We start from the raw sequence: 25052 nt of genomic DNA, 5'->3' as shown, positions 1-25052 counted from the left end.
ACCTTGAGTTCCCTGAAGGGCCGTCGAAGACTACGACGTTGATAGGTTGGGTGTGTAAGCGCTGTGAGGCGTTGAGCTAACCAATACTAATTGCCCGTGAGGCTTGACCATATAACACCCAAGCAATTTGAGTCGAAAGGCCAGATTGCGGTGTGTGAAGACGCAATGAACCGAAAGTTCGACGTTCACAAAACACCGAAAGCTGTCACATACCCAATTTGCTGAAGCGAGGCCTCTGGTCACGACTCAGTACCCGAATTTCTTGACGACCATAGAGCGTTGGAACCACCTGATCCCATCCCGAACTCAGAAGTGAAACGATGCATCGCCGATGGTAGTGTGGGGTTTCCCCATGTGAGAGTAGGTCATCGTCAAGATTAAATTCCGAAACCCCAATTGCGAAAGCAGTTGGGGTTTTGTTTTGCCCGAAGGAAAGTTTTTGCTCGCGTCAGCGAGCCCGTTGATGTTTACCATGAGCCTCCGTTCGGCAGGAGGCAGGCCATGCAACTCAAGTTCAGTCACGTCGATGTACTCGTCAACAACCTCGAAGAGGCCTGTGCGTATTACGCGAAGATTTTAAAGGCGAGAATCTCCAGGACGCTGGTGTGGGAGCGGGGCGGCCTGCATGTGCGTTATGCGATTGCGTTGATCGGGCAGGAGCGTTTCATGCTGGTTCAGCCATTGGCCGGGAATCTGCGGGAGCTCCTGGATAGCGCAGGCGAGGGCATGATCTACCGTCACTGCTATTCGACCCCCGACATCGAAAAAGCCTACGACGAACTGGTCGCCGAAGGCGTGCAGCCAGAAGATGAAAACGGTAAACCGCTGGCCCGCGAACACCTGCAATCGCCGTCAGGGGCGCGCATCATCTGGCTGCCCAAACGCTTTGGCCACTTCTCGATCGAAATCCTCGAAGAAAAAACGCTGGAGGCGTTTATCGAGGAGGCGTTTGCCTGACGTTTTTCCTCTTGTGATACGCCACGACTACCCCGTATAAGAGCGACTTTCACTTCCGATATAAGAAAAGGGTGCACGCATGAGCAATGCCTGGAACGAGGGATATTTCACGGACGAAGGCTACACCTACGGGTATAGCCGGGAAATCAATCCGGTTTTCCAGCGTTATTGTCTGCTGTTGCGCGGTTTCGCCACGCTGGAGAGCACCGACGGTTACCACTGTGAACTGGGCTTTGGTCAGGGCGTTTCGATCAACATCCATGCCGCAGGCAATCCGGGTTCTTATGTCGGCACCGACTTTCACCCGGGTCAGGCGTCCCATGCCATCGCACTGGCTAAAGACTGGGGCAGCGATGCGCGACTGTATGACGACAGCTTCGAGCAGTTGTTGGCCCGCCATGACTTACCTCAGTTCGACAGCATCAGCCTGCATGGCATCTGGACCTGGGTCAGCCGCGACAACCACAAGTTGATCGTCGAGTTCGTCCGTCGTCATCTCAAGCCTGGTGGTCTGCTCTACGTCAGCTACAACTGCTTCCCGGGCTGGTCGCCTCAGGCACCGTTGCGCCAGCTGTTTAGCCTGCACGACCGTTTCGCCAGTCAGGCCTCTGCGCGTCCTGATCAGCGTATTGACGCCGCGTTGCAATTTTCCGAAGCGCTGCTGGCTGCAAATCCTAAATATGCCAACTCCGCACCGAGTCTGGACGCCAAGCTCCAGAGCATCAAGGGTCAGGACCGCCAGTACGTCGCCCATGAGTATTTCAACCGCGACTGGAACTGCATGTATTTCACCGACGTGGTTGATGCCCTGGCACCCGCCAAGCTCGATTACGCCACGACAGCCGTGCCGCTGGACTCCGTCGACCCCCTCAACCTGAGCGCGGAAGGCATGGACTTTTTGGAAGGTATCGACCATCCCGTCATGCGCGAGCAGGCGCGTGACTACTTTGTGAACCAGAGTTTCCGTCGGGACCTCTATGTGCGTGGCGCCAACAGGCTGTCGGCCTCCGAGCACCGCGAGCGCATGCTCAGCACGCGCTTCGTCCTGTTGCAGGCGGCTGAAAGCGTGCCGGCCAATGTCACCGGTCCGGCAGGCGCAGCCACGTTGCAGGCAGAGATCTATGGCCCGGTGCTTGCGGGATTGGCGGATGACGCCTATGTGTCGAAGACCTTGCGGCACTTGCTGGATCTCGTGCCCTCGTTGACCTATGGCGATGTGGAGCAAGCCCTCAACGTGCTGATCGGCATGGGCGTCGTGGCGCCCTGTCAGAGCGAGGCGGCCGAAAAGCTCGTGCAGGCCCGCTGCAATACCCTCAACCTGCAGCTGTGCAAGCGTTCGTTGTATGGCAACAAGATTCAGACCCTGGCGAGTCCGGTGACCGGTGGTGGCGTGACGGTCAGCCGCTTCCAGCAGTTGTTCCTGATATCGATCAAGCAAGGCAAAAAGCACCCGGCTGAATGGGCGCAACTGGCATGGGGCATCATCGGCGGCCAGGGCGAAGGTCTCCTCAAGGATGGCAAGGCCTTGACCACCGCGGAAGAAAACCTTGCCGAACTGACCGTGCAGGCCCAAGCGTTTGCCGAGAGTACGCTGGTGATTCTCAAGGCTTTGAAAATCGTCTAGTCGAGACGAGGGACGGCGCAGCGGTCGTGGCGCAAATAATCCTGAAACGCTTGGCGCAAGAGCCTATCGCTCACCGGACCAGTCCATTCGACCGAGTGAGTGTGAGCATCGGCATTGCGGCCGCCACAGGGTCGCAACTGGACACGGTACAAGGCCTGATCGCTGCGGCAGATCAGGCGCTGTATCAAGCCAAAGGGGCGGTCCGGAACGGGCTTGCAAAAAGTGTTGGCAACGAAAGCTACTCTGCGTACACCGGGTAATTCACATAGCCTTCGGCATCACCGCCATACACCGTAGCCGGGTTCAGCGAATTCAGCGGCCAGTCATTGGCGATGCGCGCGGGCAGGTCCGGATTGGCCATGAACGGACGACCGAAAGCCACGAGATCCGCCAGTCCTGATTCCAGCAAGCGTGCACCGCTTTCGGCGTTGTAGCGACCCGCGTAAATGATCGCGCCGCCGAAGGTGTCGCGCACCGCTCGACGGAAGGTTTGCGGCATCACTGGCGCGTCGTCCCAGTCGGCTTCTGCAATAGACAGGTAAGCAATGCCGACGTCTTGCAGCACCTTGATCGCTTCGATGTAAGTGGTGTGCGGATCTTCCTCGACCATGCCCAGGTAAGTCCGCGCTTCATCGGTGGTGGTGAACAGCGGCGCGAAGCGCACACCGACTTTTTCCTTGCCGATGCACTTGGCGACCCCGGCGACTACTTCGCGCAGAAAACGCAGGCGATTGTGCAACGAACCGCCGTACTGATCGGTGCGCAGGTTGCTGTGGGCGGAGATGAACTGGTTTACCAGATAACCATTGGCGCAGTGCAGTTCGATACCGTCAAAACCGGCGTCCATGGCATTGCGCGCCGCCTGGATGTATAGCTGAACCAGTTCCTGGACTTCATCGGTGGTCAGCGCTCGAGGCGCGGACGGCGGAACCAGAGCGCCCACACCGGGCGCGGTTTCGATGAACACACTGACCCGGTCGGTGGCGATGGCGGAGGCCGACACCGGTGCGTCACCATTGGGTTGCAGGGCAGTATGGGATACGCGACCGACATGCCATAGCTGCGCGAAAATCACGCCGTCACTGGCGTGGACAGCCTCGGTGACCTTGCGCCACCCGACGATTTGTTCGGGTGTATGAATGCCTGGAGTCCAGGCGTATCCCTGCCCACGAGGCTCGATCTGGGTGCCTTCAGTCACCAGCAAACCGGCACCGGCACGTTGCTGGTAATACTCGGCCATCAATTCATTGGCGACATTGCCCGGTTGGGTGCTGCGCTGGCGGGTGAGGGGTGGCAGGACTATGCGGTTTTTGAGGATGTGGCGGCCCAGGGTGACGGGTGTAAAGAAACTGCTGTGGTTCATGGAAATACCTTGTTCATGGTCTTATTAGACCAGTCGACTATTAAAATGGCGAAAAAAGAACACCGTGCAACGCACACACGGTGTCCGAATCAGTTGTTCGAGGATGTAGCGGAAAGCTCTAGCCCAGCAGCTTCAGCAGTTTTTCGGCGACAGCTGCCGAACTGGCAGGATTCTGGCCGGTCACCAGTTTTCCATCTGTCACTACATGAACCTGCCAGTCGGCAACTTTGGAATAGCGACCGCCAAGACGCTGAAACTCGTCTTCGATCAGGAAAGGTACGACATCCGTCAAACCGACGGCCGCCTCTTCGGAATTGGTGAAACCGGTCACTTCGCGATGCTGGATCAGCGGTTTACCGTCTGCGTCGACGACATGACGCAGCACCCCCGGCGCATGGCAGACGAAGCCATGGGGCTTGTTGCTGCGTGCGAAGGCTTCGATCAGGGCAATCGAATGCTTGTCTTCGGCCAGGTCCCAGAGCGGGCCATGGCCACCTGGATAAAACACGGCATCGAAATCTTCGGCGCGGACGTCGGCCAGGCGGCCGGTGCTCGCGAGTGCCTGTTGGGCCGCAGGGTCCTGGCGGAAGCGATCGGTTTCAGCCGTCTGAGCGTCGGGCTCGTCGCTCTTCGGATCAAGCGGCGGCTGGCCGCCAGCGGGCGAAACCAGTGTGACGTCGGCACCGGCGTCCTTGAAGGCGTAGTAGGGGGCGGCGAACTCTTCGAGCCAGAAGCCGGTTTTCTTGCCGGTGTTGCCGAGTTGATCGTGGGAAGTCAAAACCATCAAGATTTTCATAGAGCACCCTGGGTTGGTCTGGCGGCGTTCATGAGCAAGGGATTCGCACAGGATCGACACCGGGAAAAGGTTTGTCGGGGCGCAGCATAGTTTCCAATTAGACCAGTCGTCTAGTAATTTTTTCTTCGAAGGTTTTTCATGGACAGGTGTGGCAAACTCGCGTTCCTTTGAGATAAACGACTGGTCTATTGCCTGGTAATTCGTGCCCCATGAAACCGACCTACGACGACACCCGCCAACATTTGCTCGACACCGGCCACCGGATGATGGCCGAGAAAGGCTTCACCAGTGTCGGCCTGAACGAGATCCTGCAGACCGCCGGCGTGCCCAAGGGCTCGTTCTATCACTACTTCAAATCCAAGGAACTGTACGGCCAGGCCTTGCTCGAGGATTACTTCGTCGACTATCTGGCCGACATGGAGCGACGCCTGACGCTGCCCGGCCTGAGCGCCCATGAACGGCTGATGGATTATTGGCAAGGCTGGCAGGATCGCTGCACCCTGGAAGGCCATGGCGACGAATGCCTGGTGGTGAAACTCAGTGCCGAGGTGGCTGACCTTTCCGAAACCATGCGCCTGACCTTGCGTGATGGTGCAGAGCGAGTGGTGGCGCGCATCAGCGAGTGCATCGAACAGGGCCAGGTCGAAAAAAGCCTGCCACAGGGCGATGCCCGAGAACTGGCCGAAACCCTGTATCAGCTGTGGCTGGGGGCCAGTTTGCTGAACAAACTGCAACGCACAGGACAGTCGTTGAGTACGTCAATGGCGACCACGAAACGCCTGTTGAGCGTGTGAGAAAGCGATAGACGCAAGAGGTTGAGAGTCAGCTGCACAAACGAATGGGAATGCCTATCAATTGCGCGGCGGGTGGTATACCATCCGCCGCGTTTTGCTGGCAGTTACCCCCTTCGTTCTGGCCTATCTGTAAGGTTCTCCCCTCATGCGTCGAACTCTGCTGTCCATCTGTGTGTTGCAAACGTTGTCTCCCTTTGCGTGGGCCGAGCCATCCGATTCAACGGTGTCAGCGCTGGAGCTGGAGGCAACCGATGTGGTCGGTACCGCGGATTACGAAAGAGCGGACGGTCCAGTACACGGATATCGCGCGACCCGTTCGGCCAGTGCCACGCGGACCGACACCTCGATCCATGAAACCCCGCAGTCGATCAGTGTCGTCACCAAAGACGCGGTCGAAGACCTCGGTGCTACCCGGCTGCAGGACGCGCTGGATTACGCGGGCGGCGTAGGGCGAGCCAACAATTTCGGCGGCCAGGGACTGACCACGTTCACCGTGCGCGGATTTACCACCGGCGAGTTCTACCGTAATGGTTTCCCGATCAACCGCGGTTATCCGAACATGCCGGATGCCAACACCATCGAGCGTCTGGAAGTCCTGCGCGGGCCGGCGACCATGCTCTACGGCCGTGGTGATCCGGGCGGTACTTTCAATGTCGTATCCAAACAACCGTTGCCCGAGCGCACGGTCACACTCGGCAGCCAGCTGAATGAACAAGGCATGCGCCGCGGTACCCTGGATGCTTCCGGTCCGCTCGATGAAGAGGGGCGTCTGGCCTATCGCCTGAACGTGGTGGGCGAGGGCGGCGATACCTTCCGCGATCACGTCGAAACCGAACGCTACGGCGTGACCCCCGTGCTGACCTGGCAAGCCAGCGATGACACCCGAGTGATCTTCGAGGGTGACTTCATGCGCAACAATCATCCGCTGGACCGGGGCGCGACGCGTTATCCCCGGCAGATCGGCACTGCCTCCCGTGACACCTTCTTCGGTGAACCGGACGCTGGCAAATTGCACAACGACAACAACATGGCGCAATTGCGCTTCGAGCATGTGCTCAATGAGGACTGGACGCTCGGCGGTGGCTTCCAGTGGCTCGACGGTACCTTGCAGGGCAATGCCATTGAAGCCAACGGCATTGCCGCCGACGGCCGGACCCTGGGACGAAATTTCAACTACCGCAAGCTGGAGTGGACCGACAAGGACACTCAGCTCAACCTGACCGGTCACTTCTCCACCGGCGGCCTGCAACACACATTGCTGACCGGTATCGAATACGAAGATTACGACTACCAGTCGATCATCCAGCGCTCCAGCGGCGCGGTGAGTGCCTATCCGATCGATATCTTCAATCCGGTCTATGGGCAGCCCCGTCCGGCACTGACGCGCACCCCGACCCACGACAAGGAAAATCTCAAGACCTACGCCGCGTTCGTACAGGACCAGGTAGCGCTTACCGATCGGTTGAAAGTGCTGGCCGGCGCACGTTTCGAACGCTTCGAACACGACTACGAAACCTACGTGCCCGGCGGCAAGAACTGGCAGGCCAGTGACAATGCCGTCACGCCCCGCGTCGGTGTGACCTACGACCTGACTGACACCCTCGCGATTTACGCGGACACCGCGCGTTCCTTCAAGCCCAATACCGGCGCAAGCCGACAGGGCGGCGGCTTTGAACCGGAGAAAGGCAAGTCCTGGGAGATGGGCGTCAAATGGGAAGCGCTGGATCATCAGTTGAGCGTTGACGCGGCGATCTATCAGATTGAAAAGCGCAATGTCCTGACCACTGATCCGGTGGACTCGACTTTCAGCGTGGCTGCCGGGGAAGTGCGCAGCCGGGGATTTGACCTCAATGTCGCCGGCAACCTGACTCCCGAGTGGCGTGTCATCGGGGGTTACGCCTACGTCGATGCCGAGGTGACCAAGGACAACGTGATCCGCTCCGGCACGCGACTGATGAACATCCCGAAAAACAGCTTCAGCCTGCTCAACGTCTATGAGTTCCAGGACGGTGCCCTCAGTGGTCTGGGTCTGGGGACAGGCGTCAAATATGTCGATGAGCGCGCGGGGCAAACGGCGAACACCGCGTTTTCGATGGGGAGCTATACCGTTGTCGATCTGCTCAGCTACTACAAGGTCAATGACAAGGTACGTCTTAATCTCGACCTGAAGAACCTGTTTGACCGGGACTACGACGAGGGCGCATTCGGTAACGTCTACGCCTATCCAGGGGCACCGAGAACGGTGCAGGTCGGCATTTCCTACACGTTGTAATCCGATCGGGTCTGAAATCCATCATCGGGGGCAGCGGCCCCCGATGACTGTGAGGCTCAGCCGCTCACACATCCTTGCGGAGTCTTTCCGGCGAAACTGTCCACCAGGCTCGCCACTACCATCTCGCCCATGCGGGTGCGGGTCTGCAGGGTCGCGCTGGCGCGATGCGGTTGCAGCACCACTTGTTCCTGGGCAAACAAGGCTTCAGGCACGTTAGGCTCGTCGACGAAAACATCCAGTGCCGCACCCGCGATCTCGCCAGCCGTCAGGGCCGCCACCAGATCGGTTTCGTTGACCAGTTTTCCTCGGGCGACGTTGATCAGGTAGCCGCCCTTGCCCAGAGCCTGCAGCACGGAGGCATCGATGATGGCCTCGGCCTTGTCGGCGGCTGCCGCGAGAATCAGGGCATCACTGTCGCGGGCCAGTTGCTTGAGGTCGGCAATGAAGGTGTGGCTGACATCGCTCATCGGTTGCAGATCGGTGTAGCTGATCGGACAGCCAAACGCGGCTGCCCGGGTGGCGACCGCTCGGCCGACCCGGCCCATGCCCACGATGCCGATACGCATGCCGGACACTTGCCGCGCCAAAGGCAGCGGTGCCAATGGGGTCGGGCTTTGTGGCCACTGGCCCGAGCGAACGTAACGGTCACTGGTACACAGCCCACGACACACGGCGATCAGCAAACCGATGGCCAGGTCGGCCACGTCTTCGGTCAGTGCGCCGATGGTCGCGGTCACGCGGATTCCGCGATCCCTGGCGTAGGCCAGGTCGACCGCATCGGTGCCGACACCGTTGACCGCCACCACTTCCAGTTTGGGTAATTGCGCCATCAACGCCTGGCTGATCCCCGTGTGCCCACCCGTGATGACGCCGCGAATGTTTTCGCCGTGTTCCTGCAAATACGCCGCTTTGTCGGCCTGCTCGAAATAACGCCTGATCGTGAACAGTTCGCCGAGACGGGCATTGATTTGCGGAATCAGGATCGGGCTCAGCTGCAAGACTTCTGGCTTCATGTAAACCTCACTTACGCAATAAAAAAGCCGGCTCAACCGCGGCCGGCAAACGGCATGGCAGTGGCCATGACGGTCATGTTCAGGACGTTGGCCGACAGGGGCAGACCGGCGATGTAGCGCACGGCGTCGGCGACATGCTTGACGTCGACCATCGGCTCCACCGCGATGCTGCCATTGGCCTGGCGCACCCCTTTGGTCATGCGTACCGACATTTCGGTCAAGGCATTGCCGATATCGATCTGGCTGCAGGCGATATTGAATTCCCGACCATCCAGCGCCAGCGATTTGGTCAATCCCAGTACCGCGTGTTTGCTGGCGGTGTACGCGCTGCTGAAAGGACGTGGGGTGTGGGCCGAAATCGAACCGTTATTGATGATGCGGCCACCCTGTGGCTGTTGCCGGCGCATGAGCCCGAACGCGCCACGGGCACAGAGGAAAACCCCGTTGAGGTTGGTGTCGATCACGTTTCGCCACTGCTCGAACGTCAGTTCGTCCAGCGGCACGGCAGGGGCATTGACCCCGGCGTTGTTGAAGACCACGTCCAGGCGTCCGTAGACTTCGGCAATGGTTGCAAACAGCTGGTCGACACTGGTGGGGTCGCGTACATCGGTAGGCACCGCCAGGGCTTCGCGTCCTTCGCCGGCCGCCAGATCGACCAAGGCCTGCAGGGGTTCGGGCCGGCGCCCGGCCAGCACCAGGGTGTAACCGTCGGCCAGCAGGCCTAGGGCTACCGAACGGCCGATCCCGCTGCCGGCGCCGGTCACCAGGGCCACTTTCAAGGATTGAGTGTCAGACATTTTGTTGTTCTCCTTTTTTCCAATCACTTAAGGACAGACTCAAGGCCGGGGGCCGACGCGCATTTCGAGTTGGCCGATGCCGTCAATCCCGGCGCTGATGACGTCGCCGGGTTGCAAGACGTCAACGCCGGCGGGGCTGCCGGTCATGATCAGGTCGCCGGCCTTGAGTGTTACGGATTGCGAGATGCGGCTGATGACTTCACTCACCGACCAGATCTGGCTGTCGAGACGATCGCGCTGGCGTTCTTCACCGTTCACGCTCAACCATAATTCCCCTTCGAGCCGACCGGCCCGAGTGACCGGCACAATGGCGGTCATCGGTGCGGCGCCGTCAAACACCTTGGCACCTTCCCATGGCAAACCGTCGCGCTTGGCCAGGCGCTGTACGTCACGACGGGTCAGATCCAGCCCGGCGGCGTAGCCCCAGACATAGGCCAGCGCCTGGCTCTCGGGAATATGCGAGCCGCCTTCGCCGATGGCCACGACCAGTTCGATTTCATGGGCGAACTCTTCGGTCAGTGACGGGAAGATCACTTCGCCGGCAGCGTCGACGACACTGCTGGCCGGTTTCATGAAGAACACCGGTGGCTGACGCGGTTGGCCCAGCGTGTCCGGCCACGGGTAGATGCGGCCGACGCAAAACACGCGTCCGACGGGAAAGCGTTGCTCGCTGCCGACAACCGGCAAGGTCACTGGCAGATCCGGGGTAAAGACGTACTCGGTCATGTTCATCCTGGTGCAAGTCCTGTGTGAAAGGTCAGCGTACGGCGGCAATCGTTGGCGAAGTTGGACGAAAGCCGCCTCCTGTTGGAGAAAACGGTGATTCTTGCTTCAGCGTGTTTTCAACTCGATGCGGTACAGGCGGCCGAGCAGCAATGAATAGGAGAGGGTGCCGATCAGCGCCACGGCGCCGATGAACCAGAACGCATAGGCGAACGAGCCGGTGGCGTGGACGATAGCGCCAATCACGATCGGGGTGACGATCCCGCCAATGTTGGCAGCCAGGCTGGTAATCCCGCCGGTGAGTCCGATCAGTTCCTTGGGCGCGACCTCCGACACCGCCGCCCACGAAGACGACGCGATGCCCTGCGCGAAGAAGGCAATGGTCAGCACGGCGATGCAGATGACGTTCGAGTCGGTGAAGTTCACCAGCACGATCGACATGCCCAGCATCGATCCGACCACCAGCGGCAGTTTCCGGGCGAAGGACATTGAGTAGCCACGACGGATCAGCAGGTCGGACACGATGCCGGCGAGCAGGATGCCGACCGTTGCGCCCACGAAGGGCATCACGGCAAAGATCCCGGCCTTGATTGTGGTCAGATGGCGTTCTTCGATCAGGTAGGTGGGGAACCAGGTGAGGAAGAAGTACAGCGCCGATGTACTGGCGAACTTGCCGATACAAATGGCCCAGACCTGGCGATAGCTGAACAGCTCGGCGATCTGCCGCCAGTTGAAACGAGTGCGTTCCTGGCTGCTCTTGACCAGTCCGCCACCGGCCTCGATGTATTTCAACTCTTCTTTGCTGACCTTCTTGCAGTTCAGCGGATCGCGATACAGATACAGCCACAGCACACCGAAGACGATGCCGAGCGCGCCGGTGCTGTAGAAGACATGGCGCCAGTCAAAGGTTGTGGCCAGCCACAGCAGGGCACCGGTAAACAGTGCCGTTCCCAGGTACTGCCCGCAGACGTAAATGCTGCTGGCCAGTCCCCGTTCCCGCGCCGGAAACCATACGGTTACCGCACGGCTGTTGGCCGGAAATGCCGGCGCTTCCATCGCCCCGACGGCCAGGCGCAGGCCGAACAGCGAAGCGAAACCCGTGGCGAAGCCTTGAAACACCGTGACGGTCGACCAACTGATCAGTGAAACTCCGTAGGTAAAACGCGAACCGAAACGGTCGGCGATAAACCCGGCCGGCACCAGCGCCAGTGCGTACGTCCAGGCAAAGGCAGAGAAAATCAGCCCCATTTCGATCTTGTCCAGACCCAGGTCCTTGGCCATGAACGGGGCGGCGATCGAGATGTTCACCCGGTCGATGTAATTGATGATCGTCGCAATCAGCAGCAGCGAGAGCATGAACCAGCGTCGCCGCGTCGGCAGTCGCCGGGAAGAGACGGCGTCTCTGTCGCTGGCAATCAGCGGCGGGGCGGTGGTCGGGGAGGTGTGCGAATTCGACATGAGTGGACCTCGTTATTGTTAGAAGTGTCGAGTTGTTTGCGGACAGCCGACGCCGTTGCCCGCTGTCCGGGGGCAAGGCAATCGAAATTGAAACGAATGGCACAAACGGCCAGGGTCAGACGTTCAGTTACGTCTCCCGGCTGGCATCGTCGGTAAAGGCTGGGGAGGGGCGGCGGGGAGCAATAGCGGATTCATGACGTGCGCACCTTCTGTTGTTTTTGAAAGAGGTTGGGCGTGGGAAATACAGTGGTCGTACAACCTCTTGAAATCAATCAAGGTGTTAGATCATTTTTTCCGGAGAAGGCAGCGCCAGATAAACCTGTCCAAAAAAAACCACACAGTGGATTTTTAAGGTGCTCTCTGATTTGATTTCTATCTATCTGTTTTTAAATGGAAAAAACGATGGCTGTCCGGTCTGTTTTTTTGGACAGGCATCATTGGTAATGGAAGTGCAGAAAATCCACTGAGCTTGATGTCATCGTATGACTGCTTGAAGGGCTGGCGCCGAACCTTCAAGATGAGCAATGCCGATTGCTCGGCAACGCCAGGAAAACCTGCCCAAGTACCTGTCGAGGATGTTCAACAAATGACATCACAATGCCGTGTGCCCACCTACGTCATGCAGCAACGCAGCGAGATGATGGACTTCTATATTCGTGACAAAAAAGGTCGCCGCGCCGAGACCAGCCCGCATCGACACGAATACTTCCAGATCCAGATCAATCTCGGTGGCGACACGGTGCAGCACATTGGCAACGCGGTTCGTCCGTTTCCGCGTAACGCACTGGCATTCATCCTACCGCACCGTGTGCACGTGATCCCGCATCCGGCGGACAGCAATTTCATGGTGATCAACTTTTCCCAGACCTTTCTGTTGCCGCATTTGCAGTGCGACCCGATGGATCTGGAGGAGGTATCGATTCTCCTGGCGCCCGAACTGTCGCCTTTCCGCTTTCAGGAACATCTGGATTTCATTCTGGGGAATGAGGATTTCAACGAGGTCTGTGGCCTGATCGAACAGATGCGCAGCCTGGACGAGAATCGTCAGTTCGGTACACGCGAAGTGCTCAAGGGATTGCTGCTGCAACTGGTGGGCAAGGTGTGCGTCCTGTATGCCGAACCGCTCAAACGCCTGGCGGAAGAAAACGCAGCACAGGCCAGTCGACGGGATGCACTGAGCCGGATGTTCGAGTACCTGCGCAAGAATATTGCCGACCCCGATCTCAATCTGATCAAGGTGGCGGCGGCGACCTACCTGTCACCGACTTACCTCACGCACTGGCTGCGCAAGGAAATCGGCAAGACCTTCACCGAGCTGGTGCTGGAACGCAGAATGCACGCGGCGCGCAATTACCTGCTCAATGGAGCCCGGCCAGTGGGCGAGGTGGCGAGGCTGTGTGGTTTTGCGGATGAAGCTTATTTCTCCCGGCGCTTTCGCCAGATCCACGGCCAGCCACCTGGACAGTTCCGCCGTCGGCAACTGGACCCCGACACCCCGCAGTCACCTGTAGATGCCTGATCGACTAATGCGACGAAACATAAACCGAGGCCGACGTCGGCGCAGGCAACGCATACGTTGCCTTCATCCACTCGATCTCCGCCTGCGGCGTTCGGCCGAAGAACCGTTTGAACTCGCGGCTGAATTGCGAAGCGCTTTCATAGCCGACACTGAACGCCGCCGCTGACGCGGTCATGGCGTGGCGCAACATCAACAGTCGCGCCTGATGCAGGCGTGTCGACTTCAGGTATTGCATGGGCGAGGCGTCCGTCACGCTGCGAAAGTGCAGGTGAAAACTGGGCACGCTCATGCTCGCTTCGCGGGCCAGTTGCTCGACGTCCAGGCGCTCCTGATAGCTGCTGTGGATCTTGCGGATCGCCCGCGTCACCTTGCCAAAGTGTCCCTGTCGATTGAGTGCGGCGCGCATCGAGCCGCCTTGTTCGCCGGTCAGGATGCGGTAATAGATTTCCCGCAACAGTGACGGCCCCAATATCTGCGCTTCGCCCGCATTGCTCATGGCTTCGAGAAAACGTAGCGTCGATGTGTGCAGGCGGTCGTCCATCGGCGAGGCAAACATGCCCTTGGGTGGCGCATCACTCGGGCCGTGAACCTCATCCACCTGCTGCATCAACTCGCTGGCCACCTGGAAATCGAGCTGCATATAGATCGCGAGCATTGGCTCGTCTTCAGAGGCGTCGGTCTCCATGGTGAAGGGGATCGGAACCGACACCACCAGGTAATGCTGGGCGTCATAGACGTAGACGTCATCGCCCAGATACCCGCGTTTGCGGCCCTGACAGAGAATCACGATGCCGGGGTCGTACAGCACCGGCGTGCGGGTCAGTGGCCGGTTCGAGCGCAGAAAGCGCACGCCCTCCAGCGCGCTGAGGTTGTAGCCCTCCACCGGTGCCAGCGTCTCCATGAGCTGCACCATGCGCGAAGTGCTTGCGTCGGCCTGTTTCATTGCGTTCTCTCTGTGGGCCGTTCAATGGTCGGTGGAACGGGTCAGCGTTTCCCATTGGTCGATCTCGCTGGCGGCACGTTTCAGCTTGTCGCGCACCAGACTCAATGCATCGCTGCCCAGCAACAGATGCGCTGGCGGAGCAGGGCTGGCGATGATCTGCAACATCGCCTGCGCCGCTTTGCGCGGATCACCGAGCTGCTTGCCGCTCTTGTCTTCGCGCGCCTTGCGCACCGGATCGAAGCTGGCGTCATAGTCGGCGATGCTGCGCGGCGTGCGCTGCATCGAGCGACCGGCCCAGTCGGTCCGAAATGAACCCGGTGCGACGGCGGTCACGAAGATATTGAACGGCGCCAGTTCCTTGCTCAGGGTATCGGAGATGCCTTCGAGCGCAAACTTGCTGCCGCAGTAGTACGCGATACCCGGCATCGTGATCGTGCCGCCCATCGACGTGATATTGAGAATATGACCCGCCCGCCGCTGGCGAAAGAACGGCACAAACGCCTTGGTCACCGCGACCGCGCCGAACACATTCACGTCGAACTGGCGGCGCATGTCCTCCAGCGGCGATTCTTCGAAAATGCCTTCGTGCCCGTAACCGGCGTTGTTGACCAGCACATCGACCGGGCCGTGTGTCGCTTCGACGGTTGCCACGACGCTATCGATCCGGTCGAAGTCCGTGACATCCAGCAGCACGCCGTACGCGTTGTCGATGGACAACGCCTGAAAGGCTTGCAGGTCGGCTTCGCTACGCACGGTGCCGATGACGTGGTGTCCGGCGGCCAGTGCTTCCTTGGCCAGCGCGTGGCCGAAGCCGCTGCTGACGCCGGTGATGAAGAGGGTTTTGGTGTGGTGCATGACGTACTCCGCAAATCAGGTGTGCCGTCATGGTAGCCAGCGAGAAATCGTTCACCTATGCCGGTTTGTCTTCGAGCCTTGCCTAATCCTCTCAGCGGCGATCAGCCCCGCAGTTGTTATCGCGGGGCTGATCAAAGGACTCACGCCTGATCCATCGCCTCGGCCACGCCCTGATCCTCACCCAGAAACCCGCCACTCTGATGCTGCCACAGCCGCGCATAGGTGCCGTTTTTCGCCAGCAGTTCGGTGTGGGTGCCTTGCTCGATGATGCGCCCTTCATCCATGACGATCAGTCGATCCATCGCCGCAATCGTCGACAGTCGATGGGCGATGGCGATCACGGTCTTGCCCTGCATCATTTCATCAAGGCTTTCCTGAATGGCGACTTCGACTTCGGAATCCAGGGCGCTGGTAGCTTCGTCCAGTAGAAGGATCGGAGCGTTCTTGAGCATCACCCGGGCGATAGCGATGCGTTGGCGCTGGCCACCGGAAAGCTTGATGCCGCGTTCGCCTACCAGCGTGTCGTAGCCGGTGTGGCCCTGACGGTCGCTGAGCTGGTTGATGAAACCGTCGGCCTGGGCGTTGGCGGCAGCGCGCTGGATTTGTGCGTCAGTCGCGTCCGGTCGACCGTAGGCGATGTTGTCGCGAATCGACCGGTGCAGCAGGGACGTGTCCTGAGTGACCATGCCGATCGCGCTGCGCAGGCTGTCCTGTGTCACCTGCGCGATGTTTTGCCCGTCGATGCGAATCTCGCCGCGATCGACGTCGTAGAAGCGCAGCAGCAGGTTGATCAGCGTGGATTTACCGGCACCGGAACGGCCCACCAGACCGATTTTCTCCCCCGGCTGGATGCTCAGACTCAAGCCATCGAGCACCTGGCGTTCGCCGTTGTAGTTGAAGCTCACGTTGTCGAATTCCACGGCGCCGCCGGAAGGCACCAGCACGCCGGCGTCCGGCGCATCCTGCACCTTGGGGCCACGGGTCAGGGTGTCCATCCCGTCCTGCACGGTGCCGATGTTTTCGAACAGCGACGTCATCTGCCACATGATCCAGTGCGACATGCCATTGATGCGCAACGCCATCGCCGTGATCGCCGCCACCGCGCCGGTGCCGACTTCGCCCTGATGCCACAGCCACAGCGCGTAGCCGCCGGCGCCCATGATCAGCCCGACCACCAGCGCCTGATTGACGATTTCGAACTGGCTGACCAGACGCATCTGGCGGAAACCGGTCTGCTTGAAGTCCTCCATCGCCGCCCGCGCAAAGTGCGCTTCACGTTTGGAGTGGGAGAACAGTTTCACGGTGGTGATGTTGGTGTAGGCATCCGAAACCCGGCCCGTCATCGATGATCGCGCATGGGCCTGTTCCTGCCCGACCTGGCCCAGGCGTGGCACGAAATACAGCATCGCCAGCCCGAACAGCGCGACCCAGGCAATGAACGGCAGCATGAGTTTCAGTGCGAAACCGCCGGCCAGGGCGATGATCGCAATGAAATAAACGCCGATGCCCGGTGCGATTTCGATGACGGTGAACAGCACCTCGCGCACGGCCAGCGCTGTCTGCATCACCTTGGTCGTGACCCGGCCGGAGAACTCGTCGGAAAAGAACGAAAGGCTCTGCCGCAGCATCAGTCGATGGAAGTCCCAGCGCAGACGCAGCGGCAGATTGATCGCCAACACCTGGTGCTGAACCATAGTGCGCAGCGCCACCAGCCCGACGCTGGTCAGCAATACGATGCCGATGCCCCACAGCACGCGGCTCTCCTGGCCGTTCACATCGCCGCCGGCCTGCCAGGCCGAGAGCAGGTCCACGACCTGACCCAGAAAGGAAAACAACCAGGCTTCGTAGATCGACACACCGGCACTGAGCAGCGCGAGCGCGAGGATATAACCGCGAGCGCCGCGGGTGCAGGCCCACAGGAATCGCGCCAGACCGACCGGCGGTGGCGGCGCTTCGTCGGGCGGGAAGGGGTCGAGCCGTTGTTCAAACAGGCGAAGCATTGGGGGTCTCCGAATTCATCAGTTGCGGGGATTCTGCCACTTATCGATCACATTGAGGGGCTGCAGGTTCAGCGCATGATTTTTTGAGGGAAAACCCTCATTGTTGTAACGCTGACGCCTTACTAGCATGAACTCCGACATTGACCCACTCGATGGAGAGCACCATGGCTACCACGCAGACTGACGACAAGCGCCCAACCCCCGATCCTGCCGAGGACAACGCGTTTTTCCCCTCGCCGTACTCCCTCAGCCAGTTCACTTCGCCCAAATCCGATCTCAGTGATGCCGAGTACCCGAACCATTACAAGGGCGGGCGCTGGAAGATCCTGATGATCGGCGCGGACGAGCGCTATCTGTTGACCGACAACGGCACGATGTTCTCCACGGGCAATCACCCGGTTGAAACGCTGCTGCCGATGTATCACCTGGACAAGGCCGGTTTCGGCTTCGATGTCGCGACGCTGTCGGGCAATCCGGTCAAGTTCGAATTCTGGGCCATGCCCTCGGAAGACGCCGAAGTGAAAGGCTTCTACGAGCAATACCGCGATCAGTTCAAGCGCCCACTCAAGCTGTCCCAGGTGATCGAAGAAGCGCTGGGCGAGAACTCCGACTACATCGGCGTATTCATCCCCGGCGGCCACGGTGCGCTGATCGGCCTGCCGGAAAGCGAGGACGTGAAGAAGGTCCTGCAATGGGCCGTCGCCAAGGACAAATTCGTCATCACCCTGTGCCACGGCCCGGCGGCGTTGCTGGCGGCCGGCCTCGGTGAAACAAAGGAGTCGTGCATCTTCAACGGCTACCGGATCTGCGCGTTTCCCGATGCCCTGGACGCGACCACCCCTGACATCGGTTACATGCCCGGCCACCTGACCTGGAAGTTCGGCGAGCAGTTGCAGGCGCTCGGAGTGGAAATCACCAATCAGGGCATTTCCGGGGCGACGCTTCAGGATCGCAAACTGCTGACCGGTGACAGTCCGCTGGCGGGCAACGCGCTGGGCAAACTGGCGGCGGCCGCGCTCCTGAAAGAGGTCGCGTCGGGGTGAGCCCCGCACCTGCCGAAGCCCTCTTGCGCGCCGCCCTCGACATTGAGGCGGCGCCCACGCTGGAGGCGATCCAGAAGGCCGTCCGCAGTTTCGCCGGGGCCTATGGTTACGATCGATTCGTTCTGTTCTCCGCCACCTCGGCGTCGGAGGACGTGGTCGAGCGCATTTACTGGGTGGAAGGCGACTGGTTTGGCGACGGCATCGCTGTCGACGCCCAGACCTACGTTCAGCGCTGCCCCGTGACTCGCCACCTGCTGGACACCCGCGAATCGTTCTTCTGGAGCAAGGTGCAGGAGGAGAGCGGCGAACTGTATCGAGTGGTTCGCGTGCCGAGTGGCCCGGGCGTGCATGGCTTGCAGATTCCGGTCTTCGGCCCGCAGGGGCTTGAAGGCGCCATGAGTCTGGGGGGCGAACAGATCGATGCCTCGGCGCGGGTTCGTCTGGCACTGGGCATGCTCGCCACAGTGGCGTTTTCCTCTGCACGACGCTTGCTCGAAGCGCCGCTGGACGAGACGGCCGGAAAACTCTCGACCCGCGAGCGCGAAGTGCTGGCGTGGGTCGCTGCCGGTCGCCGGCAGGCCGACATCGCTGCCACCCTCGGTCTGTCCGGGCGCACGGTGGAAAATCACCTGCGTTCGGCCCGTCGGCATCTGGGCGTGGCAACCACCGCCCAGGCCATCAAGATTGCCATTCGCAAGGGTGAAATAAAGGGGTGAGGTTCTCAGTCTGCCGGTGCCGTGCTTGAACGGCGGTGCAAAACTCCTATGATGCAAAGGGCCTGCGCCGGCTGTCTGTAACCGGCGCCGCCCCCTACGTTTTTTAGAGAGATCGATCCTCGTGGAGTCTTTTCCGGACGCATTGCACGAATCCCTCACGACCCAATTCATTTTCGGTCCTTTCTGTGTCGTTCCAGGCAAACGGCTGCTGACCCGCAACGGGGTGGCGGTCGAGATCGGCGGGCGGGCGCTGGATCTGCTGATCGCCTTGCTCGAGCAACCGGGACGCGTGCTGTCCAAGTACGACCTGATCGACAAGGTGTGGCCCGACAGCGTGGTGGCCGAAGGCAGCCTGCGCTTTCATATGACTGGGCTGCGGCGGATTCTCGGGGATGGCGAGGAGCAGGCGCGTTACATCGCGACCCAGGTGGGCGTGGGCTATGCCTTCGTCGCGCCGCTGGAAAGAAAGCAGACCGCTGTTCAACCAGCGCCCATCTTGACCCGAGCCATCGAGGGCGTGTGCAGTCTGCCGCCCCGGGCCAAACTGATCGGCCGAGAAACCGATCTGCAACTGGTCATCGACCACATGCATCAACCGAGGCTGTTCACCATCGTCGGCCCCGGCGGCGTCGGCAAGACCAGCCTGGCCATTGAGGTGGCGCACCGCATCGCCGCGCAAGGCTACGAGCGCGTCAGCTTCGTCGATCTGGCGCAAGTGGAAGACTGCGCGCTGGTGCCGTCGGCACTGGCCCGATCACTGGATATCCCGGTGCAGGCGGAAGACCCGATGTTTGTCCTGCTCGCGCATTTGCGTGAACAGCGGTTGATGCTGGTGATCGACAACTGCGAACACCTGATCGACGCGGTATCGACCCTCCTGGAGCAGATCAGCGATACCGCGCCGGATGTCGGGGTTCTGGCGACCAGTCGCGAACCGCTGCGGGTACGTGGCGAATACGTGCACTGGCTCAATCCGCTGGAATTTCCCCGTGAGCCGCAACACCTTTCCGTTGAGGAACTGCTGGCATTCCCGGCCATCAAGCTGTTTGTCGAACGCGCGTCTTTGAGCAATGCTGCGTTGCTGCTGGAAGCGGACGGAGGGCAAATGATTGCGGACATTTGCCAGCGGCTGGAGGGCATGGCGCTGCCGATCGAACTGGCGGCGATGCGAGTCGCCAGCCACGGACTGAAGGCCACCCACGCGCTGCTCGGCGAGCGTTTCTCGCTGGGCTGGTCGGGGCGCAGGACGGCGGTGCCGCGCCATCAGACCCTGCGCGCCATGCTCGACTGGAGTTATGACCTGCTGTCGCCGCAAGAGCGTCTGGCGCTGGAGCGGTTTTCGGTCTTCGTCGGGCCGTTTTCCCAGGAAGCGGCCGCTCAGGTGGTTGCCGAATCGCAACACGAAAGCGCCACGGCGGCCGCGATCCTTGATGATCTGGTGTGCAAGGGGCTGGTCACGGTCGATCACAGCGACTCGACGGATTCGTATCGGTTGCTGGAGATGACGCGCGCCTACGCCCGGGAGAAATTGACGGCGCGGGGAGAGGCCGAGGTCAATGCGCTGGCGTTCCGGCACGCGGCGTTTTACATGGACCTGCTCGGCCATCTGGGGACTTCGCCCGACGAGATTTTCCGTCATTCTGCGCGTCTGGCCAGCCAGTTGGGCAACGTTCGCGGTGCGCTGGAATGGAGCTTCGGCCCCCACGGCGATCCGGGTCTGGCGTTGCCGCTGGCGGCCGCGAGCGCGCCGTTGTTCCTGCATTTTTCATTGCTGGTCGAGTGCCGAACCTGGTGTTCCCGGGCGGTGGAGCTGCTGGAACTGGGGTACTACGGCACGCCCACCGAAATGGAACTGCAAGCCGCGCTCGGTCTGGTGCTGATGTTCACCCGAGGCAACAGTGAAGCCGCGGAAAAAGCCTTGCTCCGGGCGCAAGACATTGCCGTCGCGCTGAACGACTACGGCTCACAATTGCGACTGCTGGGCCGCTTGCAGATCTTCTACGAGCGCATCGGTGATTTCCCTTCGTCGCTGGCCTGGGCAGAGCAGGCAGCGGTGGTCGGCAACATCCTCAACGAGCCCGCCGCCATCGCGATTGCTTCATCGCTGACCGGCATCTCCCATCATCTGCTCGGCAATCAGCGTCTGGCCCGCCAGGAACTGGAAAGCTCTTTGCGCAACAGCTTGCCGTCCCATCCCAGCAACACGATTTACTACGGCTTTGATCACCGCAATCGCACGGGGCTGGCACTGGCGCGTTCACTCTGGCTGCAGGGTTATCCCGATCAGGCCCGGCGCTGGGCGGAGCAGATAGAAGCCGAGGCCTCGGCGCTGCAGCATCCGGTCACCTACTGCATCGCCATGGTCTGGATCTTGTGCATCTATATCTGGACCGGTGATCTGGCGAAGGCCACCGCGAGCCTCGAGCGGTTCAGCGCCATCGCCGAAACCAACGCGCTCGGCCCCTACATTGCCGCCTGTCACGGGTTGCGCGCGGCGATCGCCATCCGCGCCGAGGAGCCGGGGGATGCAGTTGCCATGCTGGAGGAAAGTCTGGCGCGGTTGCGTGGGATGCGTTACGAACTGCTCACGACCTCATTCGAAATCGCACTGGCCGAAGGCCTGATTCTGGTGGGCCAACACCCAAAGGCACTGACCCTGGTCGAGGGCACCATCGATCATTGCCGGCGAAGCGGTGACGCCTTTGCACTGCCGGAGTTGCTGCGAATCAAGGCCGGTATTCTCAAGGTGATCCAGGCCGACGGTGTTCAGGCCATGCTGGCGGTTCTTGAGGATTCCATTGCGCTGAGCCGAGAGCAGGGCGCCTGGGCGTGGGAGTTGCGGTCATCGATGGATCTGGCCCGGTTCTGGCTTGAACAGGGTCAACCGGATCAGGCCCGGACGTTGCTCGGTGCCTGCCGCGAGCGGGCTTCGGAAGGCTTCGACAGCCTTGATCTGCGTCGGCTGGAAAGCTTCTGGCAGAGCCTGCCGGTCACGCCGGCGTAATCAGGGCGGCCATTTTCACCAGGTCCGCCAGCGAGCGGGCCTTCATCTTGCGCATCACCTTGCCGCGATGGGCCTTGACGGTGATTTCGCTGATGTTGAGGTCGGCGGCAATCAGTTTGTTCAGCCGCCCGCTGACCACCGAAGCCATGATCTCCTGTTCGCGCGGCGTCAGGGTCTTGTAGGCCTCGAGCAATGAACGCAGGTTCTTTTCTCCCTCCAGCGCCACACGACTGCTTTGCAGCGCATCGGCCATGGCGGCGAGGATCACATCGTCATTGAACGGTTTGGTCAGAAACTCCACCGCGCCGGCCTTTAAGGCCCGCACCGTGCGCGGGATATCGCCGTAGCCGGTGATGAAGATGATCGGCATGTTGTGGCGTTCGTCGGCAAGGGCGGTCTGCAGATCCAGGCCGCTCAGGTCCGGCAGGTTGATGTCCAGCACCAGACAACTGGGCACCAGCGTTCGGGGCGCGTCGAGAAAATCCTGCGCGGACTCGAACAGCCGTGGCTGCCATCCGGCGAAGCGGATCATCAGCTCCAGCGACTCGCGCACGGAAATGTCGTCATCGACAACGAATACGACGGGCGTGACATCACTCATCGGTAATGCTCCACGGGAAGGGGCGATTGCGTTGTTCGCGTTCAACATGTCGATTCCTTGTTCTGTTCGGCTTCACACTCAGTCGAGGGGCAGGGCGGCGCTCAGGGCCTTGAGCAATTGGGCTTCGCTGAAGGGTTTGAACAGGCACTCCACGGCGCCACTGTTCAGCAGCTTCGCCTGTTCGCTGTCGTCGCCGTGCGCGGTGATGAAAATCACCGGAATGCGATAGTCGCGGCGCAGCAGCTCCCGTTGCAGATCCGGGCCCGACATGCCCGGCATGGCCACGTCGAGAATCAGGCAGTGCGTCAGGTCCAGATAGGGCGATGCCAGAAACGCCTGCGCCGAGGCAAACGCCTGGACGGCAAAACCGAATTCCTTGATCAGGTCAGGCAGGGATTCACGAACCGATTCGTCGTCATCGACCACCGATACGAGCAAATGCGTACCCATCAATCATTCTCCACGGTGCGATCGGCGAGGTCGCGGTTATCGGTTTGCGGCAGGTCCGTCGAATTCGGGATGGCAAAGGTAAACGTCGTACCCGGGCCGTCGTTGGCGCTGGCCCACAGCTTCCCGTCGTGGCGCTCGATGATCGAGCGACTGATGGACAGACCGACGCCCATGCCCGAGCTTTTGGTGGTGTAGAACGCATTGAAAATGCGCTCGATGTCCTGCGGATCGACGCCGTTGCCGCTGTCTTTCACCGCCAGGTAAACGCTCTCGTCCGACCCAAGGCCGGTGCTGACGATCAATTGCCGGGGCCGACCGTGGATCGCGCTCATGGCCTCGGCGGCATTCATGATCAGGTTGAGGATCACCTGCTGAAGCTGAACCCGGTCGCCCCTGACCAGCGGCAGCGCTTCGGCAAATTGCGGGTGCAGCACCACGCCGTTGCGTTGCAGCTCGCCCAGCAGCATGGCGATGACTTCCCGTGCCGCGTCATTCAGATTGACGTCTTCAATCGTGATGCTTTTCTTCGAGAACAGCGCCCGCAGTCGGTTGATCACATCGGCCGCGCGATTGCCGTCGCGAATGGTGCGGCGCGCGGTTTCTCTGGCGCCATCGACATTCGGTGGGTCCGCACCGAGCATTCGCAGGCAGGTGCTGGCGTTGGTGATGATGCCGGCCAGCGGTTGATTGACCTCGTGGGCGATCGACGCCGTGACGGCGCCGAGGCTGGCGACTCTGGCCAGGTGCGTCAGCTCCGAGCGCGCCTTGCTCAAGACCTCTTCGGCGAGCCGGCGCTGGGTGATGTCCTGCAGGGCGGCGATGTATTCGAAACCGTCCGGCGCATGGGGGATCGAGTGCGCCACCAGCCGCACGTATTTCACCGTGCCGTCGGGCATCAGCAGCCGATGTTCGTGTTCGAAGTCGCGCCCCTTGCGACGTTGACGCTTGACCATTTCCCGATGGCTGGAGATGTCGTCCGGGTGCACGCGGCGATAGATCGCCTCGAAGCCGGGCGGGGTGTCCGGGTCCAGTTCAAGGATGCGGTAGACCTCGTCCGACCAGGTGATCTCGTCGGTACTCACCCGCCAGGAAAACGTGCCGGTGGCGCTCAGGCGTTGAGCCTTGGCCAGAAAGACTTCCGCCCGCTTGCGGTCTTCGATGTCGGTGTTCTCGCCATACCAGCGCACGAGCCGCCCGGTGTCATCGCGTTGGGGCACGGCGCGGATCAGAAACCAGCGGTAAATACCGTCGAAGCGTTTCAGTCGGGCCTCGTACTCACCGGCGCTGCCCGATTGCAGAATCCCTTGCCAATAGACTGCCAGGCCCGGTGCGTCGTCCGGGTGGATGGACGCCGTCCAGCCATGGCCGCAGGCCTGTTCGAGGGACATGCCGGTGTAGTCGCACCAGCGTCGATTGACGAAGCCGACGCTGCCTTCCGGCGAAGCACTCCAGACAAAACCGGGCACGGCATCGATGATCCCGCGCAGACGTTCTTCCGACGCACTGACTTCGGCGAGGGCACTGGCGATCAGGACCTTGTCCCGCCGGCGTTCATCGATATCGACCTGCAGCACGCACCAGCGTGTGATGGTGCCTTCGCTGTCTCTGATCGGCAGGCCGCGCACATGGAACCAGCGATAGACACCGTCGGCGCGACGGATGCGATGCTCGATCTCATAGGGTGTGCCGGTACCGACCGAATGCATCCACGCGGCGATGACCGAGGGCAGGTCGTCCGGGTGCACGGTCTCGCTGGCCTGCCAGTTTTTCAGCTCGTGGAGCGGGGCGCCGATGTAATCCAGGATGGGCCGGTTGACCTGTTCCAGTTCACCGGAAGGCGTCATGAAGGCGACCATGGCCGGGATGCTGTCGATGATGGCTTCGACCCCCGGCATGGGCATGATCTCGTCACTGGCGCGGTCTGGACCGTCCTCGATGACGCGCTCCTGCTCGTTCGTCATACCGATTCTCATTGTGTGCAGTCACCGTTGAACAAAGATGCGCCTTCTGCTGGCACTCGCCCATCATACTTTGGTGTCGCCTGTAGCGAATATCGGCTGCCGTCGCACACTGCGACGGGCATCACAGTGGCGCTTTTGTAAGCCACTGTATCTACGGCCCTTC

Annotated in this window: 20 protein-coding genes, 2 rRNA genes and 1 pseudogene; 11 read left to right on the top strand and 12 right to left on the bottom strand. The window is 60.8% G+C overall.

The genetic code is table 11. The features are described 5' to 3' along the window. The 5 genes and pseudogenes from K5E37_RS07700 to K5E37_RS07680 form a co-directional block, all read left to right on the top strand. Positions 1–111, top strand: a 23S ribosomal RNA gene (locus K5E37_RS07700); the annotation flags it as partial. Positions 112–261: 150 nt separating this feature from the next. After that, positions 262–377, top strand: a 5S ribosomal RNA gene (rrf, locus tag K5E37_RS07695). 124 nt (positions 378–501) lie between these two features. Beyond that, entirely contained in the window at positions 502–957 is a 456-nt protein-coding gene (locus K5E37_RS07690; RefSeq protein ID WP_085605079.1) for a VOC family protein, read from the top strand. Between the two features lie 79 nt (positions 958–1036). Beyond that, positions 1037–2581 carry a class I SAM-dependent methyltransferase gene (locus K5E37_RS07685; RefSeq protein WP_221533528.1) on the top strand — a complete coding sequence of 515 codons (1545 nt, stop codon included), beginning with the start codon at positions 1037–1039 and terminating at the stop codon, positions 2579–2581. Positions 2582–2598: 17 nt separating this feature from the next. Continuing rightward, positions 2599–2841 (top strand): annotated as a pseudogene (locus K5E37_RS07680) (GGDEF domain-containing protein); the annotation flags it as partial. Here K5E37_RS07680 and K5E37_RS07675 read toward each other — a convergent pair. Both K5E37_RS07675 and K5E37_RS07670 read right to left on the bottom strand, forming a co-directional pair. Then, positions 2820–3944, bottom strand: a complete 1125-nt coding sequence (locus K5E37_RS07675) for an alkene reductase (RefSeq protein ID WP_085605073.1) — start codon at positions 3942–3944, stop codon at positions 2820–2822. The pseudogene K5E37_RS07680 and the gene K5E37_RS07675 overlap by 22 nt on opposite strands. A gap of 118 nt (positions 3945–4062) precedes the next feature. Beyond that, complete coding sequence (locus tag K5E37_RS07670) at positions 4063–4740, bottom strand: type 1 glutamine amidotransferase domain-containing protein (protein WP_221533526.1); 678 nt, start codon at positions 4738–4740, stop codon at positions 4063–4065. Between the two features lie 209 nt (positions 4741–4949). On the opposite strand from K5E37_RS07670, the gene K5E37_RS07665 reads away from it, so the two are divergent. Continuing rightward, positions 4950–5534, top strand: a complete 585-nt coding sequence (locus K5E37_RS07665) for a TetR/AcrR family transcriptional regulator (protein WP_085605067.1) — start codon at positions 4950–4952, stop codon at positions 5532–5534. Positions 5535–5679: 145 nt separating this feature from the next. Next, the gene (locus tag K5E37_RS07660; protein WP_085605064.1) at positions 5680–7806 is read left to right on the top strand and encodes a TonB-dependent siderophore receptor; all 2127 of its coding nucleotides are present in this window, start codon (positions 5680–5682) and stop codon (positions 7804–7806) included. Positions 7807–7862: 56 nt separating this feature from the next. Here K5E37_RS07660 and K5E37_RS07655 read toward each other — a convergent pair whose 3' ends face one another. The 4 genes from K5E37_RS07655 to K5E37_RS07640 all read right to left on the bottom strand — a co-directional run bounded on the left by K5E37_RS07655 (position 7863) and on the right by K5E37_RS07640 (position 11797). Further along, entirely contained in the window at positions 7863–8819 is a 957-nt protein-coding gene (locus K5E37_RS07655) for a 2-hydroxyacid dehydrogenase (protein WP_221533525.1), read from the bottom strand. Positions 8820–8851: 32 nt separating this feature from the next. Next, positions 8852–9616 (bottom strand): SDR family oxidoreductase, encoded by a 765-nt coding sequence (locus tag K5E37_RS07650; RefSeq protein WP_085605058.1) that lies wholly within the window; start codon positions 9614–9616, stop codon positions 8852–8854. 39 nt (positions 9617–9655) lie between these two features. After that, positions 9656–10348: a fumarylacetoacetate hydrolase family protein gene (locus K5E37_RS07645; protein ID WP_221533524.1), complete on the bottom strand. Its 693-nt coding sequence runs from the start codon at positions 10346–10348 to the stop codon at positions 9656–9658. Positions 10349–10447: 99 nt separating this feature from the next. Beyond that, the gene (locus K5E37_RS07640; protein WP_221533523.1) at positions 10448–11797 is read right to left on the bottom strand and encodes an MFS transporter; all 1350 of its coding nucleotides are present in this window, start codon (positions 11795–11797) and stop codon (positions 10448–10450) included. Between the two features lie 586 nt (positions 11798–12383). Here K5E37_RS07640 and K5E37_RS07635 point away from each other — a divergent pair. Next, positions 12384–13316 (top strand): AraC family transcriptional regulator, encoded by a 933-nt coding sequence (locus K5E37_RS07635; RefSeq protein WP_127797741.1) that lies wholly within the window; start codon positions 12384–12386, stop codon positions 13314–13316. A gap of 4 nt (positions 13317–13320) precedes the next feature. On the opposite strand, the gene K5E37_RS07630 is transcribed toward K5E37_RS07635, so the two are convergent. The 3 genes from K5E37_RS07630 to K5E37_RS07620 all read right to left on the bottom strand — a co-directional run bounded on the left by K5E37_RS07630 (position 13321) and on the right by K5E37_RS07620 (position 17114). Beyond that, entirely contained in the window at positions 13321–14259 is a 939-nt protein-coding gene (locus K5E37_RS07630) for an AraC family transcriptional regulator (protein ID WP_221533522.1), read from the bottom strand. Positions 14260–14280: 21 nt separating this feature from the next. Further along, positions 14281–15114, bottom strand: a complete 834-nt coding sequence (locus tag K5E37_RS07625) for an oxidoreductase (RefSeq protein ID WP_221533521.1) — start codon at positions 15112–15114, stop codon at positions 14281–14283. Between the two features lie 140 nt (positions 15115–15254). Continuing rightward, a complete protein-coding gene (locus K5E37_RS07620; protein ID WP_007958527.1) occupies positions 15255–17114 on the bottom strand; it encodes an ABC transporter ATP-binding protein in 1860 nt (619 codons plus the stop codon). Positions 17115–17278: 164 nt separating this feature from the next. Here K5E37_RS07620 and hchA point away from each other — a divergent pair, with 164 nt between their 5' ends. From hchA to K5E37_RS07605, 3 genes are all read left to right on the top strand, one after another. Next, positions 17279–18157, top strand: coding sequence for a glyoxalase III HchA (hchA, locus tag K5E37_RS07615; RefSeq protein ID WP_221533520.1), 879 nt, complete (start codon positions 17279–17281; stop codon positions 18155–18157). Continuing rightward, positions 18154–18873, top strand: a complete 720-nt coding sequence (locus tag K5E37_RS07610; protein ID WP_221533519.1) for a PA1136 family autoinducer-binding transcriptional regulator — start codon at positions 18154–18156, stop codon at positions 18871–18873. Before hchA ends, K5E37_RS07610 begins: the two co-directional genes overlap by 4 nt. 121 nt (positions 18874–18994) lie before the next feature. Continuing rightward, positions 18995–21877, top strand: a complete 2883-nt coding sequence (locus K5E37_RS07605; RefSeq protein WP_221533518.1) for a winged helix-turn-helix domain-containing protein — start codon at positions 18995–18997, stop codon at positions 21875–21877. Here K5E37_RS07605 and K5E37_RS07600 read toward each other — a convergent pair. The 3 genes from K5E37_RS07600 to K5E37_RS07590 form a co-directional block, all read right to left on the bottom strand. Beyond that, positions 21864–22478 carry a response regulator transcription factor gene (locus tag K5E37_RS07600; protein ID WP_085605028.1) on the bottom strand — a complete coding sequence of 205 codons (615 nt, stop codon included), beginning with the start codon at positions 22476–22478 and terminating at the stop codon, positions 21864–21866. The genes K5E37_RS07605 and K5E37_RS07600 overlap by 14 nt on opposite strands. Positions 22479–22556: 78 nt before the next feature. Further along, positions 22557–22928, bottom strand: a complete 372-nt coding sequence (locus K5E37_RS07595; protein WP_102686655.1) for a response regulator — start codon at positions 22926–22928, stop codon at positions 22557–22559. Further along, positions 22928–24889, bottom strand: coding sequence for a PAS domain-containing protein (locus tag K5E37_RS07590; protein WP_260404044.1), 1962 nt, complete (start codon positions 24887–24889; stop codon positions 22928–22930). Before K5E37_RS07590 ends, K5E37_RS07595 begins: the two co-directional genes overlap by 1 nt. Between the last annotated feature and the right edge of the window lie 163 nt (positions 24890–25052).

This window comes from Pseudomonas sp. RIT778 (genome assembly GCF_019718735.1).
GTDB lineage: Bacteria > Pseudomonadota > Gammaproteobacteria > Pseudomonadales > Pseudomonadaceae > Aquipseudomonas > Aquipseudomonas aphyarum.
Note: the sequence above shows the minus strand (reverse complement) of the source record. Positions and strands in the feature narration are given on the sequence as shown.

What these genes read in the sequence shown, in the direction of transcription:
- K5E37_RS07690 (WP_085605079.1), top strand. Translation starts at nt 502, where the DNA reads ATGCAACTCAAGTTCAGTCACGTCGATGTACTCGTCAACAACCTCGAA.
- K5E37_RS07685 (WP_221533528.1), top strand. Translation starts at nt 1,037, where the DNA reads ATGAGCAATGCCTGGAACGAGGGATATTTCACGGACGAAGGCTACACC.
- K5E37_RS07675 (WP_085605073.1), bottom strand. Translation starts at nt 3,944, where the DNA reads ATGAACCACAGCAGTTTCTTTACACCCGTCACCCTGGGCCGCCACATC.
- K5E37_RS07670 (WP_221533526.1), bottom strand. Translation starts at nt 4,740, where the DNA reads ATGAAAATCTTGATGGTTTTGACTTCCCACGATCAACTCGGCAACACC.
- K5E37_RS07665 (WP_085605067.1), top strand. Translation starts at nt 4,950, where the DNA reads ATGAAACCGACCTACGACGACACCCGCCAACATTTGCTCGACACCGGC.
- K5E37_RS07660 (WP_085605064.1), top strand. Translation starts at nt 5,680, where the DNA reads ATGCGTCGAACTCTGCTGTCCATCTGTGTGTTGCAAACGTTGTCTCCC.
- K5E37_RS07655 (WP_221533525.1), bottom strand. Translation starts at nt 8,819, where the DNA reads ATGAAGCCAGAAGTCTTGCAGCTGAGCCCGATCCTGATTCCGCAAATC.
- K5E37_RS07650 (WP_085605058.1), bottom strand. Translation starts at nt 9,616, where the DNA reads ATGTCTGACACTCAATCCTTGAAAGTGGCCCTGGTGACCGGCGCCGGC.
- K5E37_RS07645 (WP_221533524.1), bottom strand. Translation starts at nt 10,348, where the DNA reads ATGAACATGACCGAGTACGTCTTTACCCCGGATCTGCCAGTGACCTTG.
- K5E37_RS07640 (WP_221533523.1), bottom strand. Translation starts at nt 11,797, where the DNA reads ATGTCGAATTCGCACACCTCCCCGACCACCGCCCCGCCGCTGATTGCC.
- K5E37_RS07635 (WP_127797741.1), top strand. Translation starts at nt 12,384, where the DNA reads ATGACATCACAATGCCGTGTGCCCACCTACGTCATGCAGCAACGCAGC.
- K5E37_RS07630 (WP_221533522.1), bottom strand. Translation starts at nt 14,259, where the DNA reads ATGAAACAGGCCGACGCAAGCACTTCGCGCATGGTGCAGCTCATGGAG.
- K5E37_RS07625 (WP_221533521.1), bottom strand. Translation starts at nt 15,114, where the DNA reads ATGCACCACACCAAAACCCTCTTCATCACCGGCGTCAGCAGCGGCTTC.
- K5E37_RS07620 (WP_007958527.1), bottom strand. Translation starts at nt 17,114, where the DNA reads ATGCTTCGCCTGTTTGAACAACGGCTCGACCCCTTCCCGCCCGACGAA.
- hchA (WP_221533520.1), top strand. Translation starts at nt 17,279, where the DNA reads ATGGCTACCACGCAGACTGACGACAAGCGCCCAACCCCCGATCCTGCC.
- K5E37_RS07600 (WP_085605028.1), bottom strand. Translation starts at nt 22,478, where the DNA reads ATGAGTGATGTCACGCCCGTCGTATTCGTTGTCGATGACGACATTTCC.
- K5E37_RS07595 (WP_102686655.1), bottom strand. Translation starts at nt 22,928, where the DNA reads ATGGGTACGCATTTGCTCGTATCGGTGGTCGATGACGACGAATCGGTT.
- K5E37_RS07590 (WP_260404044.1), bottom strand. Translation starts at nt 24,889, where the DNA reads ATGACGAACGAGCAGGAGCGCGTCATCGAGGACGGTCCAGACCGCGCC.